Below are 18,458 nucleotides of genomic sequence, written 5' to 3' on the forward strand. Positions count from 1 at the left end.
CTATGTCCTGACGATAACATAAAAAAGAAGGCAGTTATACCCCACTGCTGAATATAACCGCCCTGTTATCTGTCAGTACACGTATCGTGTCTCTTCTGTTTCGACACTCTTATCTGAACTGTTATTTCAGACTCCTGAAAAACGGGTTCATTATACAGTATCCCAACATCTATATCAAGTGTTAATTAACAAGTTGTTGATTTTTTTGCAGCTTTTTTTGCCTGGCTCTCACGCCAGAGCTCATCTGCCTGTTTCTTCCATACCTCGGCATAGTGATCACACTTTGCGCAGAGATGCTCAGCTGTTTCCGGAGACTGAAGATCTGTAGATTTCGCTCCTGCACGCTCAACCATCTTGCGGAGAAGCTCCGGATTCTCAAGCATCGGACAAGGACGAAGCATGTTCTTGTTGAACGGCTGTCCCTTGTGATACTCCATAAAGATCGGACTCTTCAGTGCATCAAGGAGTGTACATTCTTTAATGTTCGCATTGGAAAAATGAATGAATACACAAGGATCCACGTCTCCGTTTGCATTGATATGGAGGTAACGACGGCCACCTGCGATACATCCGCCTACATACTCTGCATCGTTCTGGAAGTCCATAGTGAAGAGAGATTTTGTGGCACGGAATTTTCGGACGCTGTCATACATTTTGATCCTCTGCTCCGGTGTGGGAAGAAGATCTGCTGCTGCATCATTTCCAACCGGCATATAGTGGAAGAACCATGCAAAATAAGCTCCGCACTCGATCAGATGATCGAAATACTCCTCACTGCTTACTGCATCTACGTTTGCGGATGTGTAGCATGTTGAAACGCCAAACGGAAGTCCGTGACTCTTCAGAAGCTCCATGGCGTGCATAACCTTCTGATATACACCATCTCCACGACGTCCGTCTGTAGTTGCCTCTGTTCCCTCAAGGCTGATAGCCGGAACAAAGTTTTTCACGCGGAGCATTTCCTGACAGAATTCTTCGTCAATAAGAGTTCCGTTTGTGAAGGAAAGGAACTCGCAGTCAGGGTTCATCTCGCAGATCCTGATCAGGTCTTTTTTGCGGACCAGTGGCTCACCGCCTGTGTAGATGTACATATAGGTTCCCAGTTCTTTACCCTGTTTAACTATGGAATCAATCGTCTCAAGATCCAGGTTCAGCTTGTGGCCATACTCAGCTGCCCAGCATCCTGTGCAGTGAAGGTTACATGCGCTGGTAGGGTCAAGAAGAATTGCCCACGGTACATTGCAGTCATTCTCTTCTGATACCTTTTCCTGTGTTGCGCTTCCCTTAAGACTGGCATTTACAATAAAGTTACGGAAAAATGTCTGACGTACACCTGCATCCAGCTGATACATACGAAGGATCAGCTGATACCAGTTATCCTTTGCCTCGATGGAATGACGGATAGCATTTCTCTGTCCTGCATACCAGCCATCTGGTGTTACTTTATCAACCATTTCCATGATCTTCGGTATGTTTGTCTCCGGATTCTTCTCAAGATAATCCAGTGCTTTTGTTACGGTAGCTGCGATCGCTGCCTGTTTTGCTTTGTCTACGATTCCCATACTCTATTTCCTCCTATGTTATTATCTAAAGTGATTGGTTATTTTTATGTTTATGTTTAAAGCCGACTCTTGATGATCTTGATCGTCAGAATTCCGACCCATAGATTGAGGATCCCTTCCAGTAAAATGGAAAAGCCTACCAGTGCCATCATCGTGGCTGCTGCTTCAAATGGTCTGATAAAAACCAGAAATCCTATCACTCCGGTAACCAGTGCGATCAGCAGGATCTGCCACCACAGTACCAGACCGAATCTCTTCGCATCTACAGACATCTGGATCTTAAACAGGGCATCTGCCAGGATTAGGATTCCAAACACTGAAAAAATAAGATCCACTGCGAATTTTTTTCTGGCTATCATGATCACTCCCACTGCCATCAGCAGGATCCCGAAAGCCAGATCAAACTGAAATGCCAGACAAAAAGCATCTCTTGTGAAATATCCGCTGATCTTAATAGCTCCGTACAGGATCAGCATGATTCCCATGAGCACGCACAGCATTTTTACAGAGCTTTTGGGCTTCGCCATCAGAAAAATACCCAGCACGCAGAACAGTAATGACATGACGATGTAGATGTTTTTTACAAGCTTCAGCTGTTTCAGGTCATCCATACGTTCCCTCCTTGATAATTTTTTCTCATTTATTGTACTGAATTATACATCACCGTGTCGTTTAAAAAAACAGACAAAAAAGAGCCAGTGCCTAAATTTCAGACACCAGCTCAAAATTAACCGTTTCTATATCTTAATATTTGAGAACATTCCCGTTCTACAGCTAAATGGATATTTTTAATCTTCATTTAGTCGAAATCATAGCTTTCCTTTCAGATTTTTGTACTGACTCTCAAGGCTCTTCTCGTAAATATGCTCCAGCTTATGCATATCTGACAGGATATCATAATCCATATCATGACGCAGCCAGTCCAGGATCACTCCCACAAATACGCATTTATAATACCGGCTTATAAGATGCCTATCCTCCTGATCCATTTCAAAGTCTCCGACCGCCCTGTTGATCAGCCCCTCCACCACACGCTCTGCGGCATGATCCAGATAATCGGCAAATACATCCCTCTGGATCGAGCGGTACAGATGTATCATGGCTTTTTTGTTCTTCTGAACTGCATTGACAAGGATTCTCATACAGTCGCTGACTGATTCCGGTGCTTTCTGATCCTTCAGAATGTCATTCAGCTCTTCCCTTACCATTGCTTCCACTGCATCCGGAATATCCCTGAAATGGTAGTAAAATGTATTCCTGTTTACTCCACAGCGTTCCACGATGTCCTTTACCGTAATCTTGGACAATGGTTTTTCGTTCATAAGTTCCGTCAGTGTATGCAGTATGATCTGTCTTGTAAAACCTGGCATTTCCTCTCCCCCATCACAAGCTTCCCTCGGGTTATTTCCTTATTATGTCATAAAAATAACATACTTTCAAGCAACAACATGTTCGAAAATGTCGATAAATCCCCGGAGATCTTTCTCTCGATAACTGTCCCCTGACCTGGCTGAACAAGGTTTTGTCAGATCTCTTCTTTCTGTTCCTGCACTTTTTTCTCTGGCTGAACATGAACGATTCCCTCCACAACTGTATGGTTTCTGACCTGATTTACCACAATATCCAGATTTTTCCAGCTGCATCGGAACTGTTCTCCATCCTCCGGTACACGTTCCAGAACTCCACAGACAAAGCCGCTGAAGGTATCATATTTTTCTACAGGAAGCTCCACATTTATAGCTTCTGCCACATCATCCAGGATCGCTCCCCCCTGTATTTTCCAGATATGTTCTCCTGTCTTCTCAATATCATCCGGCTTCGGCAGATCCGTCCTGTCGTCAATGTCTCCCACCAGTGTCTCCACCAGATCATGCAGGGTGACGATTCCTACAAAGCAGCCATATTCATCCAGCACTACTGCAAAATAATCACGTTTCTCCCTCATTTCCCGGAAGATCAGGTTGGCACGCATGGATTCCGGTACAAAAAACGGCGGATAACAGGCATGATGCAAAACAGCAGCTCTGGTTCTGTCATTCAGACGGAAATAATCTCTGGTATCCAAAATATGGATAATATCATCCTGATCTTCCCCACATACCGGATAAAAGGTGTGACGGTTTTCCCTGATGATCCTTTCCCATTCCTCATCTGAATCCTCCATATAGAGGACAACCACATCTCTTCTGTGTGTACAGATCTCATCTGCCGCAGTATCATCCAGGTCAAAAACATTCTGGATCATCTCGCTTTCTTCCTGCTGGATGCTGCCCTGTTCATTTCCCTCTGTAAGCAGCATACGGATCTCTTCCTCTGTGGCCTGCTCCTCTTTTTCTTCCGGTTTGATCCCCATCAGATACAGCACACCATTGGCAGTTACTGTCAGAAGTGCAGTAGCCGGCCAGACTGCGATCATCGCGATCTTAAGAAGTCCTGCCAGACGCAGAGACAGCTCATCCGGATTTTTCATTCCCAGACGTCTTGGCACCAGTTCTCCGAACAGAAGACTTACATAGGAAAGCAGTATGGTCACAATGATCATGCATACGATCTTCAGAACATTCTGTGGTACATCTATCCCTGTCTTTATCAGTGCCTCTGTCATCGGCTGTGCAAAATATTCTGCCGCAAAAGCGCTCTGCAGAAATCCTGCCGTAGTTACCGTTACACGGATCGCTGTCATAAAATGTGCCGGCTGTTCTGTGAACTCTATCAAAATCTGTGCCCGGTGATCTCCCTCTTCCGCCAGCTCCCTCATCTTTGCTTCATTCATGGACAGAATCGCCATTTCCGCACCTGCGAAAACAGAGTTCAGAAAGATCAGGAATACCAGTAAAATAATTGCCTGTATCATATTTTTATTCCCCTCAGTATAGTCGTTCGGAATTATTCCGAACCAATTATAATACAGAAAGCGGACCGTTATCATCCGCTTTCCTGTTGCTTATTCTGATTATTATTACATAAGATAGCATAACCCTTCCGGTCTGTCAAACCATCCGCTTCCAACCAGCAATATACTATAATACAAAAAGCAGCAGATACATACAACAGAACGGCCTTTCATCTTCCACTCTGCTGCATGCCTATGAACATCATCGCTGCACGACCTATGTTCACTCTGCTGCTTCCTTTTCCATATGATGTTTCGGAAATTCCATAATGATCTCTGTTCCCTGTCCCGGTTCACTGTTAAGCCACAGCCTGCCGTTCAGAGTTTTTACCCCGTGCTTCACAATGGAAAGGCCAAGACCGGTTCCGCCGATTTCCCTGGAATGGCTTTTGTCCACCCGATAAAAGCGTTCAAAAATGCGTTCCTGATCTTCCTTCGGAATACCGATCCCTGTATCCCGCACATTCACGCGAACTGCATCCTCGCCATCCTTCAGTCTCACAAAGACCTCTCCACCCCGGCGGTTATATTTGACAGCATTATCGCAGACATTATAGAGAACCTCTTCCATGATCATCGGTACCGTATCCAGCACTGTACTTCCACCTTCCATATACATGTGCACTTCCTGCTTTTCGGCAGCTTCATGTAAGGTAGAAAAAATATCATGAGTCAGACTGTAAAGATCCAGTTTTTCCCACTGATACGGCAATCCGCCTTCATCCAAACGGGAAATCCGGATCACATCCCCAACCAGACGGATCAGTCTCTGCGCTTCCTTATAGATGCGTCCTGCAAAAACCTTCACATCCTCATCCTTCACAAACCCGTCCTGCATAATCTCAGCAAATCCGGAAATGGAAGTCAGCGGCGTTTTCAGTTCATGGGAAACATTGGCGGAAAATTCTCTTCGCAGCTGTTCCCTTTCTACTTTTTCGGTCACATCCACCAGAAGGATCACCGCACCCTCTGTTTTGTTTTCTCTTGTGACTGGATTGGCGATCACCTGAATCTCACTGCCATCCAGACGAAGGATCTTGTTCTCATGCTTTCCTTCAAGGACCTGCCCAACGACACCTCGAAACTCCTCCGAGCGGTTCAGAAGATATACACTTTCTCCTGTTTTGATCTCCTTTACCTTAAGAAGCTTTCCCACACTGGAGTTAACAGAAAGTACCATGGTATAACGGTCGATCACAAGAAGTCCCTCCTGCATGTTCTCCGTGATAATAGAAAATTCTTTCTGCTGTCTTCTGGCTGCCTCAAGCTGCAGACGGATCTGCCGGCTCTGTCTGCCAATCTTGCTGAGAAGCGGCTGTACCTCATCATAGGCATCATTCTCATCCGGATGCTCCAGATCAAGCCCATTAAGAGGTTCCACAACCTTCCCGGAAAGCCTGGATGCAAATACGCCAGACAGGAGCAGCATAAGTATCAGAACTGCAGCAAAAGGCGGAAGCAGCTGCAGGAGCAACATCCATACAGAAGCCTGGTTACTGGAAACTCTCAGCACATTGCCATTTTCAAGGCGTACTGCATAATACATTGTTTTTTCGGAAAGCGTGGATGACATTCTTTCATCCGCACCTTCTCCGTTGATCTCTGCTTCACGGATCTCCTTGCGATGTCCGTGATTATCCATGCTTTCCACATTTGCCTCATTGTCGTAGATAACTTTTCCACTTTCATCCACATAAGTGATCCTGGAATCCTCATCATTCAGCTGCTGCAGATAATCCACCCCTGCACTTTCCACACCTCTGGAAATATACACGGCTTCTTTCTTCAGTTCATCCATCAGCTGTCCCTGAAAATAGTGATAAAGGATCCCAACGACAAATGCCAGTCCCAGTACTGTGATCAGTGATGAAACCAGCATGATATACTTGAATATTTTTTTACTCAAAGCTCAGCCCTTTCCAATCTGCTCTTACTTATTTCTATTCCTCAACAAAATAGTTATCTGTATGGCTGGAACCGCTTCTGTGGTTTCCTGTGATGGAATATTCCACCCACTCTGCAATATTCACAGCGTGATCACCGATACGCTCGAAATATTTTGCAGCCATAAGGATATCCAGACCGATACTTGCATCCGGCTTTCCGTTATTCAAAACCTCGGCCAGCTTTTCCTTGATATCATTGAAGGCATCGTCCACCTTATCATCATCGTCAATAACCTTTCTGCAAAGCTCAAGATCACCCTTTACAAAGGCATCGATGCTTTCTGTAACCATCCGGACAGTATCCTCTGCCATCTTCCGGATATTAATGATATCTCCGGTAACTGCTTTGTCCTCGATATGCTCGGAAAGATCCGCAATATCTGCTGCCTGGTCACCGATGCGTTCCATATCGGAGATCATCTTCAGCGCTGCGGAAATGGATCGCAGATCTCCGGCTACCGGATGCTCATGAAGAAGAAGCTTCATGCAGAGATTTTCGATCTCTCTTTCCTGTGCATCGATCTCTTTTTCCGTTTCAAAAATCTTGCCAATGAGAGTCATCCCGCCTTCGCCCTGAATAGCTTTGGCAGAAAGTGAAATTGCTTTTTCGCAGAGACTTCCCATGGTGATCAGTTCCACGTGAAGCTCTTCCAGCTGTCTTACAAAACGTTCTGACATAATATCAACCAAACCTTCCTGTAATATAATCCTCTGTACGCTTATCTGCCGGCATGGAGAACAGCTTGTCTGTATCCGCAAATTCCACAACCTCACCAAGAAGGAAAAATGCTGTCTTGTCGGAGATACGGGTTGCCTGCTGCATGTTATGTGTGACCATGACAATGGTGTAATCCTTTTTAAGCTCTACTGCCAGATCCTCGATCTTGGAAGTGGAGATCGGGTCCAGGGCAGATGTGGGCTCATCCATAAGGAGCACCTCCGGCTGTACAGCAAGGGCGCGGGCAATGCAGAGACGCTGCTGCTGTCCGCCTGACATTCCAAGAGCACTTTTTTTCAGACGGTCCTTGACCTCATCCCAGATGGCCGCATCACGGAGAGATTTTTCCACGATATCGTCCAGCTTTGCCTTGGAACGAATGCCGTGTGTTCTCGGACCATATGCAATATTATCATAGATGCTCATCGGGAACGGATTGGGCTTCTGGAATACCATACCCACACGTTTACGCAGAAGATTCACATCCATATCTCCGTAAATATCTTCCCCGTCAAGCTCTACCTTTCCTGTGATGGTACAGCCTTCCACAAGGTCATTCATACGGTTTAAGGATTTCAGAAGTGTGGATTTGCCGCAGCCGCTTGGTCCGATAAATGCTGTGATCTCTTTTTCCGGGATCTCCATATTGATTCCCTTCAGGGCATGAAAGCTTCCATAATGAAGATTCATATTATCAATTGAAATTTTTGTATTTTCACTCATGATCGATCATTATCCTTTCGCAATTTTTCTGGCTACCAAACCGGACAGTCCGTTAATAACAAGTACAAATGCCAGAATGACTACTGCTGTTGCAGATGCCTGGTTTACATGAAGTCCCTCACTGGAAAGCACATACATGTGAAGTGCCAGGGTACGTCCGGAACCCATCAGGCTGTTTGGAACTGCCGCAACAGTACCGGAGGTATAAAGAAGTGCTGCAGTCTCACCTACCACACGTCCGATGGCCAGGATCACACCTGCCAGGATTCCAGGAACTGCGGAGGGAAGTACAATCGTAAAAATAGTACGGAGCTTGCCTGCTCCAAGTCCGAAGCTTGCCTCACGGTAAGAATCCGGAACAGATTTCAGTGCTTCCTCAGCGGTACGCATGATCAGAGGAAGTACCATGATCACCATAGTCAGCGCACCGGAAAGAAGAGACATACCCCAGTGCAGTGCAGTTACAAAGAACAGCATACCGAACAGACCATATACGATAGATGGAATACCGGAAAGTGTCTCTGCGGTAATACGGATCAGCTTTACAAAACGGCTGCCTTTTTTTGCATATTCCACAAGGAAGATCGCTGCAAAGATTCCTACCGGAGCGGCAATCACCAGAGATACCAGTGTCATGATCAGGGTATTGATCAGTGACGGGAGAAGGGAAACGTTCTCTGAAGTATAGGTAAAGCTGAACAGACTTGCGTTCAGATAGGGAATACCTTTTACAAGCACATAGCCAATGAGAAAGAACAGCAGTGCAAAAGTAGTCACTGCTCCAAGCAGTGTGAGGAATGCCAGGACTCCTGCGCCGGGATGTTTCGCATAGGACTTCAGCTGGTCTCCTATGGTAAGTGTATTTCTTTTTTTCATTGTTGTTTCTGCCGCAGGATCTGCGGTTACTGATACATTAGTTTGCATTCTCCGCCCTCCTGTTCAGCAGTGAAAGACTTAAGTTGATGATCAGGATAAATACAAAGAGTACAACTCCTGTTGCGATCAATGCTTCTCTGTGAAGTCCTGATGCATATCCCATCTCTGTTACGATGTTTGCAGTCATGGTACGTACACCCTGAAGAAGTCCCTTCGGCATACGTGGCTGGTTTCCGGCTACCATGATCACGGCCATGGTCTCACCGATGGCACGTCCGATTCCAAGGACAACGCCTGCCAGGATTCCGGATTTTGCTGCTGGAAGCATAACAAAGAAAATGCTTCTTTCTTTTGTTGCGCCAAGTGCAAGTGAGCCTTCATAGTAGCTTTCCGGAACGCTTCGTACTGCCGATTCCGTAACTCCGATGATCGTTGGAAGGATCATGATTCCCAGAAGGATACATGCTGCCAGCATACTGCTTCCGGTTCCTCCGAACAGCTGACGGATCAGCGGTACCAGGAGAACCAGACCAAAATAGCCATATACGATGGATGGAACGCCTGCCATAAGCTCAATACCGGATTTCAGTGGTTTATAGATTTTTTTCGGACAATATCTTGCCATGAACACGGATGTAAAAAGTGCGATCGGTACTCCGATAAGGATTGCTCCTGCAGTTACATAAATACTTGCCACGATCATTGGCAGGATTCCGAATTTATCGTTTGTTGGTCTCCATTCCGTTCCGAAGAGGAATTTTAAGGGACCGATTTTTCCCATTGCAGGAAGACCGTTTGCAAAAAGGAACACGCAGATAAGAAATACTGCGAGTACGGATGCACAGGCTGCAATGAGGAAAACGCCCTTCATGGCCTTTTCTCCTAAATGATTCATAAGACACCTTTCTCTCTGTTACAGTGGATATCCACTGTGCTGATATATAACGGAGCGGCTTTCCTGACCTTGTCATGATCGCCGCTCTTTGTAAGATACTTCAATCGTTTTTTGCCCGGGAATTTATTTGGTTACGTCTTCCCAGTCTGTGATATCACCTGTGAAGATGGATTTTACCTGGTCACTTGAAAGCTCCTCAAGGTCATTGTCATTGTTTACGATGACTGCAATACCATCTTTTGCGATCTCTGTAGCCTTAACACCTTTCTCTGTTTCCTCGTCCTTCAGGTCACGGGATGCCATTCCGATATCACATACACCCTCTGTTGCGCTGTTGATTCCTGTTGTGGAGTCGCTGACCTGAACCTCTACTGTGATGTCTTTGTTTGTTTTCTGATATGCCTCTGCAAGCTTCTCCATTACAGGTCCTACAGAAGAAGATCCCATAACTACGACTTTACCTTTTGCATCGCCTGCTTTATATGCCTCTGCTTTATCATCTACTTTGATGTAGCCTTTCTTTTCGATGATGTCCTGTCCGTCAGAGCTCATGATGTAGTTGATGAAATCCTGTGCTGCATCGCTGAGCTTGTCGCCTGTTACGATGTTGAACGGACGTGCTACCTTGTATGTATCGTCTGCAACATTCTCTGCTGTTGCCTCTGCTCCATCGATCTTTACTGCTTTTACAGTATCGTTGAGGGAACCAAGGGATACGTATCCGATGGAGTTCTCATCGCCTGCTACTGTGGTAAGCATTACATCTGTGTTGTTTGTGATGCTTGCTTCCTGTGTTGTCATATCTACTTTCTCGCCGTCTTTTTCTTCTTCGATTCCAAACAGCTCTACGAATGCTCCACGTGTTCCGGATCCATCCTCACGGGAAATTACGTCGATCGCTCCGGATGGTGCTGCCATTACAACTGTTCCCATTACTGTAGTTCCGATAAGTGCTGCTGTTAAGATACCTGCGATTCTTTTTTTCATGATTGTTTTCTCCTCATTTCTATGATCATTCTTACTTGCTTACTGCTTAAGTACAGGTGTTATTATAGGAATGAAAGGTAAAATATAAAATCGCGGTTTTGTAAAATGTTGGTTAAAAAACGTGATATAAAAAAAAGCTGCTCGCGCAGCTTTTTTTATATGATGTATTCGTCTGCCTTGACAGATTGCCAGTTCATCAGGTCTTCCAGTGTTATATGATCCACCACACCTTTGATAGCATCGTCCAGCTTTTTCCAGAGGATCTGAGTGACACAGTTCTCCTCACGTTCACAGAAGGCTCCGTTGTCGTCCAGACATTCCACAGGGGAAAGGCTTCCTTCTGTGAGACGAAGGATCATTCCGACCGTGTATTTATCCGGGGTCTGCTGCAGTGCATAGCCGCCCTGAGGGCCACGGACACTGCGGACAAAGCCTGCTTTGTTCAGAATGGATATGATCTGCTCCAGATATTTATCTGAGATCTCCTGGCGCTTCGCCACATCCTTCAGGCGGATCGGTTTTCCTGTATAATTTGTAGCAAGATCCAACATCAGTCTCAGCGCATATCTTCCTCTTGTAGAAATCCTCATGTAATATTTACCTCCAATATTTCAGTATTCTTCTGATTTATAGCCTTTCGCTCTTTCTGTTATTGTGCAGCTGTTCGGCCGGAAATATTCCTCTGTATTCCATGACCGGCACCCTTCTCTGTGATGCACAAACAGCTTCCTGTATCTTACACAAGAAGCAGTGTCTGCTTTGCAGACTTTATTCTTTATATTGTTAATAGGTTTTATTCGTTTTCTCTATTATACCCTAAAAAGCTACAGGATACAAGCAAGTCCCCACCCACGGCTTATTGTTTTTCGCAGCTCCACAGGGGACTTACTTGATCCAGTGAAAAATAAGAATAAAACCGGCGCTCCGGCAGCCTGCTTGGACAGGCATTCAGGAGCGCCGTAAATAATCCCGCAGAATCACGCTTCGGGGCAAAAGAAGCGGTCTTCGGATCGATTATTTTGTAAACAGTGGTGTGGAGTAGTAACGGTCTCCACTGTCCGGAAGAAGTGCTACGATCACTTTCCCCTTGTTCTCAGGGCGTTTTGCAAGCTGGATCGCAGCATAGAGAGCTGCACCGGAGGAAATACCTGTAAGGATTCCCTCTTTCTTGGTAAGGAGTTTGGATGTCTCAAATGCATCCTCGTTCTCTACCGGAATGATCTCGTCATAAACCTTGGTGTCAAGTGTATCCGGAACAAAACCAGCGCCGATACCCTGGATCTTATGCGGGCCTGCTTTTCCCTCGGAAAGTACAGGAGAAGTTGCAGGCTCAACAGCAACTACCTTCACATTCGGGTTCTGGCTCTTCAGATACTCACCTGTACCTGTGATCGTTCCGCCTGTACCAACACCTGCTACAAAAATATCTACCTTTCCGTCTGTGTCATTCCAGATCTCAGGGCCTGTTGTTGCTGCATGTGCCTTCGGGTTAGCCGGGTTCTCAAACTGTCCTGGGATGAAGCTTCCCGGAATCTCCTTGGCGAGCTCTTCTGCCTTGGCAATGGCCCCTTTCATTCCTTTGGCTCCGTCTGTGAGAACTACCTCTGCACCATATGCTTTCAGGATGTTTCTTCTCTCAACACTCATGGTCTCCGGCATGGTAAGGATCGTCTTATAACCCTTGGCAGCTGCAATGGCTGCAAGTCCGATTCCTGTATTGCCGGATGTTGGCTCAATAATGGTTGCGCCTGGTTTCAGAACGCCCTTCTGCTCTGCATCCTCGATCATTGCCTTGCCGATTCTGTCCTTAACGCTTCCTGCCGGGTTGAAATACTCGAGCTTGGCAAGTACTGTAGCCTCAAGTCCCTCAGACTTCTCTACATTCTTAACCTCTACAAGCGGTGTGTTTCCGATCAGTTCCAGTGCGCTTCCGTAAATTTTACCCATGATGATATCCTCCTTGTTTCCTTTATGTCCATTTTCTTATTTCCTAGTAACTATATATGTTTTCTGTGATTTGATTGAATTATATCATAGTACAGGGATTTGTCAATACATTTCAGCCAAAAAACGCAGGAATTTTTCTCCGGAAAAACCCCTGCGCTTCATATTTTTTATTTTTCAGATTCTGTTAATGTAATATCTCCGTCGCTGCATTTCACATTTAAAGTCGGTGCTGAAGCACTGGCCTTGTTCTCATAAACAGAGGTGTCTTCCTCATTGTCGGATTTTCCCCTGGAAAGCCCCTCCGTATCCACATCTCCATCTGCAGCTTTCAGATAAATATTGGTTTTCTCCACACTGCCGTTTTTCATTTCTACAGAAACATCACCGCAGGAGCTATTGATCTTCATATCTCCGTTAAAGCTGCCGTTGTCTATCTGAAGATCTCCGTCGCTGAGAGCTATCTGTCCATCTGCAAGCTCTGCCTTTTTTATGGTCACATCTCCGTTTCCGGATTTCAGCTGCATGTTATCTGTACATTGAAGCTCTTTTACATTCAGATCCCCGTCGGAAAGCTTTGCATCAAATTTTTCGAACTCGCCCTTATCCAGCATCAGATCTCCATTGAGAAGTTCCAGGGTCATTTCTTTACACAAAAGCTGATCGGCAGTAAGATCCCCGTCGGAAAGCTGAAGCTCCGCTTCGGAAAGCTGTGCCTTCTCCGGAATGTAAAGAATAACCGTATTCAATGCATCTTTCTTTTCTGTCAGATCCGCATATGTCGAGAATATCCCCAGATCATAGGTTATATAATAGCTTCCACTGCCGCCTGCAGACTCCTCAAGTGTGAGCTCTCCATCCTTATCCTTCCAGGTCAGAGGATTTTTCCTCCCGTTTTTCTCAAGCTTATATTCCATATAATAATGGTCATCATCTGAGGTACGGATATCCAGATCAAAATTCTCAAAATCCACATTCAGCTTCGTAAAATCATCGATCTGTTCTTTTTTCATTACTGTAAGATTTTTACGACTGGAAGAATTTCCTCCGGATACATACATATGATCTGAAGTATATGTGAAATCTTTTCCCCCTGCAAAATATCCTGCTGTGGAAAGAACAACTCCCGCTGCACAGAGTGCTGTGCCTGTCATCAGCACTGTTTTTGCAATCTTATTCATTTTTATGCACCTTCTTTCTTGCAAGTCTGTTAACCAGACGGCCAATTCCCATTGCACACCATTTACATATATATATGGTAAGTACTCCAACGAGGATTCCCGCACCTGCCATCAGAAATCCACTGCCGACCATCATGCAGGCTGCTGCCAGAGATTTCGCGATCAATGTCACTCCAAAACCTGTAAGCACAATACCTCCGGCTATTGCTGATACACCTGTAACTGCCATGGAAAAAATCACTGCTGCGATGACAAGCACCACTGCTGCCAGTACTGCAAGGCCTGCAAACAACAGCGCAATACTCACCGGCGATGCACAGATCACCAGAAATGCGAGAAGAATGATCTTTCCGGGAGAACGCTTCTTTCCTGCAGATGTACTGTACCCTGTTGTACTCAGGTTTCCTGAATCTGTCCGCCCATGTGCATGGGAGCTCTCTCCGGAATATGAACCTGCTGCCGGCAAAGCTGCTGTTTTTTCCCCGGTGATGTCCTTACTGTCACCGACACTCTCCTGCAAAAGGTTCAGGAGCAGTTCCCTTGCCGCCTCTTTAGGTTGTCCCAGTTCTTCCATAACCTGCTGTTCATTCTCAGGTCCAGCCTCATCAAAGTATTCTGAAAAATACTCAATGGCATTGTCATAATCTTCTTTTGGAAGCCGCTTCAGATATTTCTTCAGCTGCTCCATATACTCTTTTCTTGTCATTTTCGAAGTCTCCCTTCCACAATATCGTCTATAGTATCGCGGTATTCTCTCCACTCTTTCCTCAAATATTCCAGCTGCTTCCGTCCTTCTTCTGTGATGGAATAATATTTACGTTTCCGTCCCTGAAATTCCTCTGAATAAGTTGTCAGATAACCGTCCGTCTCCAGTCTGCGAAGGATCGGATACAATGTGGATTCTTTGATAGAAGCTACCATCTTCACTGTCTGGCTGATCTCATATCCGTAAGAATCCTGCTGCTCTACAACAGAAAGGATCAGGCATTCCGTCAGCACTGCAGACACCGGATAATAATACATAGGCACACCTCTTTATGTAATTATTTTATATATAAAATTTTTATATATAATTATTTTATATATATAGTACCACACTTTTTCCTGTTGTCAAGCACAATTTCGCAATTGCTTTTTCCAGACTCCTTCTTTATAATATTTACAAATACAAAATACCCACCCAGAAAGGACATGAGCTTATGGAAAAAAAGCCCCATCTGATGGCGATCGTCCTGTTTTTGACGGGTCTTATCTGTATTGGACTGCTTTTTGGCCTCAGTTACAAGACTTACCAGAAGATCGATGCTGTTGACCAGAAAATGGCATCTGTAATCAAGCCGGTTAAACAAAAGCAGACAGCCCTGAAAGAAGACATTGAACTTTATACAGCAAAGATCGAAAAAAAACAGGCAACCGACAAATACCTGCAGCATAGATCTCAGACAGAGAAAGCTGCCAAAAGCAACACCGGAGAACATGAACGTGCACCGGAAGCAGAGAATACGCAAACCACTGCCAAACCTTCTGTTTTCAGCCAGGTTGACAGCAAAGAGGCCTCTGACGATGCAGACGTTGCTTCCACATCTGCTGCCAACGGACATATCGTAGGCATTGATCCGGGACACCAGAGCGAAAGCGTTGACATGAGTGCCACGGAACCCAACGGACCTGGTTCTTCCACAATGAAAGCAAAAGCTTCTACAGGAACCAGCGGTTCCTTCAGCGGTCTTCCTGAATATCAGCTGAATCTTAACGTTTCCCTTCTTCTCAGGGATATCCTGGAACAGCGTGGCTATCAGGTTGTTATGACACGAACAGATAATGATACTGCGATCAGCAATAAGGAACGTGCAGAACTGGTGGCATCAAAGGGCGCGGAGATCTGCGTGCGGATCCATGCCAACGGCGATGATTCTTCCGGCGTTTCCGGTGCACTGACCATGTGCCCGTCTCAGCAGAATCCCTATGTTTCTGATCTTTACGATAGTTCCAATCGGCTTTCCCGGTGCATCATTGATTCCTACTGTGCAGCTACCGGTTTTCAGAACCGCGGCATTATCTACACAGACAATATGACAGGGATCAACTGGAGTACCATACCGGTTACAATCGTGGAAATGGGATTTATGACCAATCAGAACGATGATCTGAAGATGGCGGATTCCTCCTTTCAGCAGACAATGGCCGAGGGAATCGCCAATGGAATAGATGCTTATTTCCAACAATAAAAAGGAGTTTACTTATATATGAAAAAAAATACGTTTCTGTATATTGTGATCGCAGTGCTGGTAACTGCACTGGCAGGTCTCGGTGCACTAAATGTCCGGACTCTGGACAAGCTTGCATCTCTCCAGTCTAAAGTAAATGAACTGCAGAAAAATGTTCAGGAAGTTTCTGATTCTGCTGCTGAATTAAGCAGCAAGGCAGATCAGCTGGATGCACTTTATCCGGATGATCCTACTGTTGCAAGTGCCGCTGCAAATGCTCAGACTGATTCCCAGGCTTCCTCCGATGCTTCTGATTCTGACACACAGAATTCCACAGACTCCGCTTCACAGGATTCCACTGATTCCGTTTCACAGGATTCCGCTTCAGCAGACAGTAAAGACAGCTCATCTGCAACTCAGGAAGAAGGCACTCTTTCCCCTTCCAGCGGAAGCAGTACTTTTACCGATAATTCTGATTCCAGCATGGACAATGTATTGAATCAGGTGCAGGCTCTTCTTCCAACAGATAACGGAACCTGGTCTGTATATGTATGCAACCTTGCAAAAAATACCGAAGGTGCCATCAATAACCAGCAGATGCAGGCAGCCAGCCTGATCAAGCTCTATATCATGGGTGCTGTATATGAAGACTATGACAAGCTTTCTGCCTCATACGGAAAAGACAGTCTGGATAACAATCTGAATTCCATGATCACAGTCAGCGACAACGATGCAGCCAATACTCTTGTGAATTATCTGGGAAGCGGCGACGATGCAGCCGGAATGGCACGTGTAAATAAGTTCTGTCAGGATCACGGATACACCAGTACTTCCATGGGCCGTCTCCTTCTTGCAGATAACTCCAATGGAGATAATTACACTTCTGTCAAAGACTGCGGAAAATTTCTCAAGACCGTTTATCAGCAGGATAAAGGCACTTCCACTGAGGATACCCTTGCAGGTGCAGAATACATGTACCATCTTCTCAAAATGCAGACAAGACAGAACAAGATTCCTGCACAGATGCCGGATGGCGTAAAGGTTGCCAATAAGACCGGCGAGCTTGACACAGTAGAGAATGACGCTGGTATTATCTACGACACAGCCAAGGGAATTGATCTGGTCATCTGCTTTATGTCACAGGATGTCAAAGATACCTCTGCTGCACAGAGTACCATTGCCGAGGACAGCCGCGCGATCTACGGTTACTATAACGAATAAATAATATTTCCCATAAAAAAATGATACGCCATTCAGAGTTCATACAGAACCTTTATGACGTATCATTTTTTTAATTCTTCTCTTCCCCCTCTTCGTAGGACTTCTCCCAGATTTCAGAGAATACTGCCAGCGGACAGTCCGTAAGCAGACACATGAGAATAAAACATTCATATGGATTTACTATGTAAATTTCACCCATTCCGCAGCGGGCCAGAATCCCCTGGATCTCATCCAGAAAATGTCGGTATCTGGTATATGGATCATCATCTGCCATCTCCTGCGAGATCACAAAAAACTCCAGCGTGATCAGATCAAAACGTTCCACAGGAAATTTATGGTTCAGGATATTATTGATCCTCTGGCGGCTGAAACGCTTCTGGCTGAAATGTTTTGTCAGAATAGAAGCTGACATCTTCTTAAGATTTCCCATCTTATTGATCGGGATTCCGCTGCAGATAACCTTCTCAAGATCTGAAGCGTTTATGTTCTCAGGCTTCCATATCTTTTTGCCGCCGTTCTCTTCTTCATCCTTCTGATACATCGCTGCAATGATCTTCTTTGCACGCTCCAGGAGAACCATAAATTCCCGGAACGCCTGGCTCTTCTCAGACATAGGATCATCACATCTGCCTTTTAAAAATGCCAGATATTCCAGAAGCTTCTCCTCGCTGTCCAGACAAAGGCCTGTACCGTAAACAACTTCTCCGGTCTTTTTTTCCACAGGAGCAAGGTTCTTGTAGGTTTCTCTGTATTCCTCTGCTTTATAGTAGCCCAGATGGTTCTGATAGCAATACCAGTAGATTACTTCCTCCGGATTATGGAAATCAAAATCCTGCTCACGGAGCACTCTTGTGAGGAAGTCCGACACATCCTCCGTACTCATGCGAAGACCGAATCCCAGCAGAAAAACAGTCTCACGTTTCACAGAAGCCTGTGTCAGCCAGTTGTTCACCAGCGAACTTAATTTGGCTGATGTGGGGGACATGGATTTCGGTGTGTAAGTTTCCTTGAAGGATTCCACTACGATCTCCTTATAGACCTCCTGGGGCACCTGAGAAAAAGGCTCCTCAAGTTCTGCCCTCTCATAAACATATCTCTTCAGATAGTCACCGAAGGATACAAGCTCCATTTCTTTATAAAGATAATGAAAAATAACGTCAGCATCCTCATCCTCAAAGGAATCCAGACTGACAACCTGGCGAAATTTCTGCGCCGCCTTTCTTGTAAATTCAAAGTCCTTCACAGAATCGAAGGCAACTGTCTGTTCAAAATCAAGATCCTGCATTCGATTTCTCATCTTAGATT

General features: G+C 45.3%; 18 protein-coding genes. 2 read left to right on the forward strand and 16 right to left on the reverse strand.

Annotation, left to right across the window (positions count from 1 at the left end):
- Positions 1 to 185: 185 nt before the first annotated feature.
- The 15 genes from AC04Q4_RS10695 to AC04Q4_RS10765 form a co-directional block, all read right to left on the reverse strand.
- A complete protein-coding gene (locus AC04Q4_RS10695) occupies positions 186 to 1,562 on the reverse strand; it encodes a radical SAM/SPASM domain-containing protein (RefSeq protein ID WP_173738367.1) in 1,377 nt (458 codons plus the stop codon).
- A 56-nt stretch (positions 1,563 to 1,618) separates the two neighbouring features.
- Positions 1,619 to 2,173 (reverse strand): HdeD family acid-resistance protein, encoded by a 555-nt coding sequence (locus AC04Q4_RS10700; RefSeq protein WP_173738366.1) that lies wholly within the window; start codon positions 2,171 to 2,173, stop codon positions 1,619 to 1,621.
- A 198-nt stretch (positions 2,174 to 2,371) separates the two neighbouring features.
- Entirely contained in the window at positions 2,372 to 2,932 is a 561-nt protein-coding gene (locus tag AC04Q4_RS10705) for a TetR/AcrR family transcriptional regulator C-terminal domain-containing protein (protein ID WP_173738365.1), read from the reverse strand.
- Positions 2,933 to 3,087: 155 nt separating this feature from the next.
- Complete coding sequence (locus tag AC04Q4_RS10710; RefSeq protein WP_243873826.1) at positions 3,088 to 4,416, reverse strand: hemolysin family protein; 1,329 nt, start codon at positions 4,414 to 4,416, stop codon at positions 3,088 to 3,090.
- Between the two features lie 262 nt (positions 4,417 to 4,678).
- A complete protein-coding gene (locus AC04Q4_RS10715) occupies positions 4,679 to 6,361 on the reverse strand; it encodes a sensor histidine kinase (RefSeq protein ID WP_330594762.1) in 1,683 nt (560 codons plus the stop codon).
- 34 nt (positions 6,362 to 6,395) lie between these two features.
- Positions 6,396 to 7,079, reverse strand: a complete 684-nt coding sequence (gene phoU, locus AC04Q4_RS10720) for a phosphate signaling complex protein PhoU (RefSeq protein WP_265190844.1) — start codon at positions 7,077 to 7,079, stop codon at positions 6,396 to 6,398.
- 4 nt (positions 7,080 to 7,083) lie between these two features.
- Positions 7,084 to 7,842, reverse strand: a complete 759-nt coding sequence (pstB, locus tag AC04Q4_RS10725) for a phosphate ABC transporter ATP-binding protein PstB (RefSeq protein ID WP_119239473.1) — start codon at positions 7,840 to 7,842, stop codon at positions 7,084 to 7,086.
- A gap of 9 nt (positions 7,843 to 7,851) precedes the next feature.
- Positions 7,852 to 8,766, reverse strand: coding sequence for a phosphate ABC transporter permease PstA (pstA, locus tag AC04Q4_RS10730; RefSeq protein WP_173738362.1), 915 nt, complete (start codon positions 8,764 to 8,766; stop codon positions 7,852 to 7,854).
- Positions 8,756 to 9,613, reverse strand: a complete 858-nt coding sequence (pstC, locus tag AC04Q4_RS10735; RefSeq protein ID WP_173738361.1) for a phosphate ABC transporter permease subunit PstC — start codon at positions 9,611 to 9,613, stop codon at positions 8,756 to 8,758. Before pstC ends, pstA begins: the two co-directional genes overlap by 11 nt.
- A 123-nt stretch (positions 9,614 to 9,736) precedes the next feature.
- The gene (locus tag AC04Q4_RS10740) at positions 9,737 to 10,600 is read right to left on the reverse strand and encodes a substrate-binding domain-containing protein (RefSeq protein WP_476388953.1); all 864 of its coding nucleotides are present in this window, start codon (positions 10,598 to 10,600) and stop codon (positions 9,737 to 9,739) included.
- Between the two features lie 155 nt (positions 10,601 to 10,755).
- Positions 10,756 to 11,190, reverse strand: coding sequence for an RrF2 family transcriptional regulator (locus AC04Q4_RS10745; RefSeq protein ID WP_021977005.1), 435 nt, complete (start codon positions 11,188 to 11,190; stop codon positions 10,756 to 10,758).
- Between the two features lie 424 nt (positions 11,191 to 11,614).
- Positions 11,615 to 12,547 (reverse strand): cysteine synthase A, encoded by a 933-nt coding sequence (cysK, locus tag AC04Q4_RS10750; protein WP_015526291.1) that lies wholly within the window; start codon positions 12,545 to 12,547, stop codon positions 11,615 to 11,617.
- A 167-nt stretch (positions 12,548 to 12,714) separates the two neighbouring features.
- Positions 12,715 to 13,725: a DUF4097 family beta strand repeat-containing protein gene (locus AC04Q4_RS10755; protein ID WP_173738359.1), complete on the reverse strand. Its 1,011-nt coding sequence runs from the start codon at positions 13,723 to 13,725 to the stop codon at positions 12,715 to 12,717.
- Entirely contained in the window at positions 13,718 to 14,431 is a 714-nt protein-coding gene (locus AC04Q4_RS10760; protein WP_173738358.1) for a DUF1700 domain-containing protein, read from the reverse strand. The genes AC04Q4_RS10755 and AC04Q4_RS10760 overlap by 8 nt, the downstream gene beginning before the upstream one ends.
- Positions 14,428 to 14,748, reverse strand: a complete 321-nt coding sequence (locus tag AC04Q4_RS10765) for a PadR family transcriptional regulator (RefSeq protein ID WP_173738357.1) — start codon at positions 14,746 to 14,748, stop codon at positions 14,428 to 14,430. Before AC04Q4_RS10765 ends, AC04Q4_RS10760 begins: the two co-directional genes overlap by 4 nt.
- A gap of 176 nt (positions 14,749 to 14,924) precedes the next feature.
- Here AC04Q4_RS10765 and AC04Q4_RS10770 point away from each other — a divergent pair, with 176 nt between their 5' ends.
- Positions 14,925 to 15,953: an N-acetylmuramoyl-L-alanine amidase gene (locus tag AC04Q4_RS10770; protein ID WP_243251491.1), complete on the forward strand. Its 1,029-nt coding sequence runs from the start codon at positions 14,925 to 14,927 to the stop codon at positions 15,951 to 15,953.
- A gap of 18 nt (positions 15,954 to 15,971) precedes the next feature.
- A complete protein-coding gene (locus AC04Q4_RS10775; protein ID WP_476388954.1) occupies positions 15,972 to 17,153 on the forward strand; it encodes a serine hydrolase in 1,182 nt (393 codons plus the stop codon).
- Between the two features lie 70 nt (positions 17,154 to 17,223).
- On the opposite strand, the gene AC04Q4_RS10780 is transcribed toward AC04Q4_RS10775, so the two are convergent.
- Positions 17,224 to 18,450: a hypothetical protein gene (locus AC04Q4_RS10780; RefSeq protein ID WP_173738355.1), complete on the reverse strand. Its 1,227-nt coding sequence runs from the start codon at positions 18,448 to 18,450 to the stop codon at positions 17,224 to 17,226.
- Positions 18,451 to 18,458 lie beyond the last annotated feature (8 nt).

Source organism: Blautia sp. HA8986, assembly GCF_056504635.1.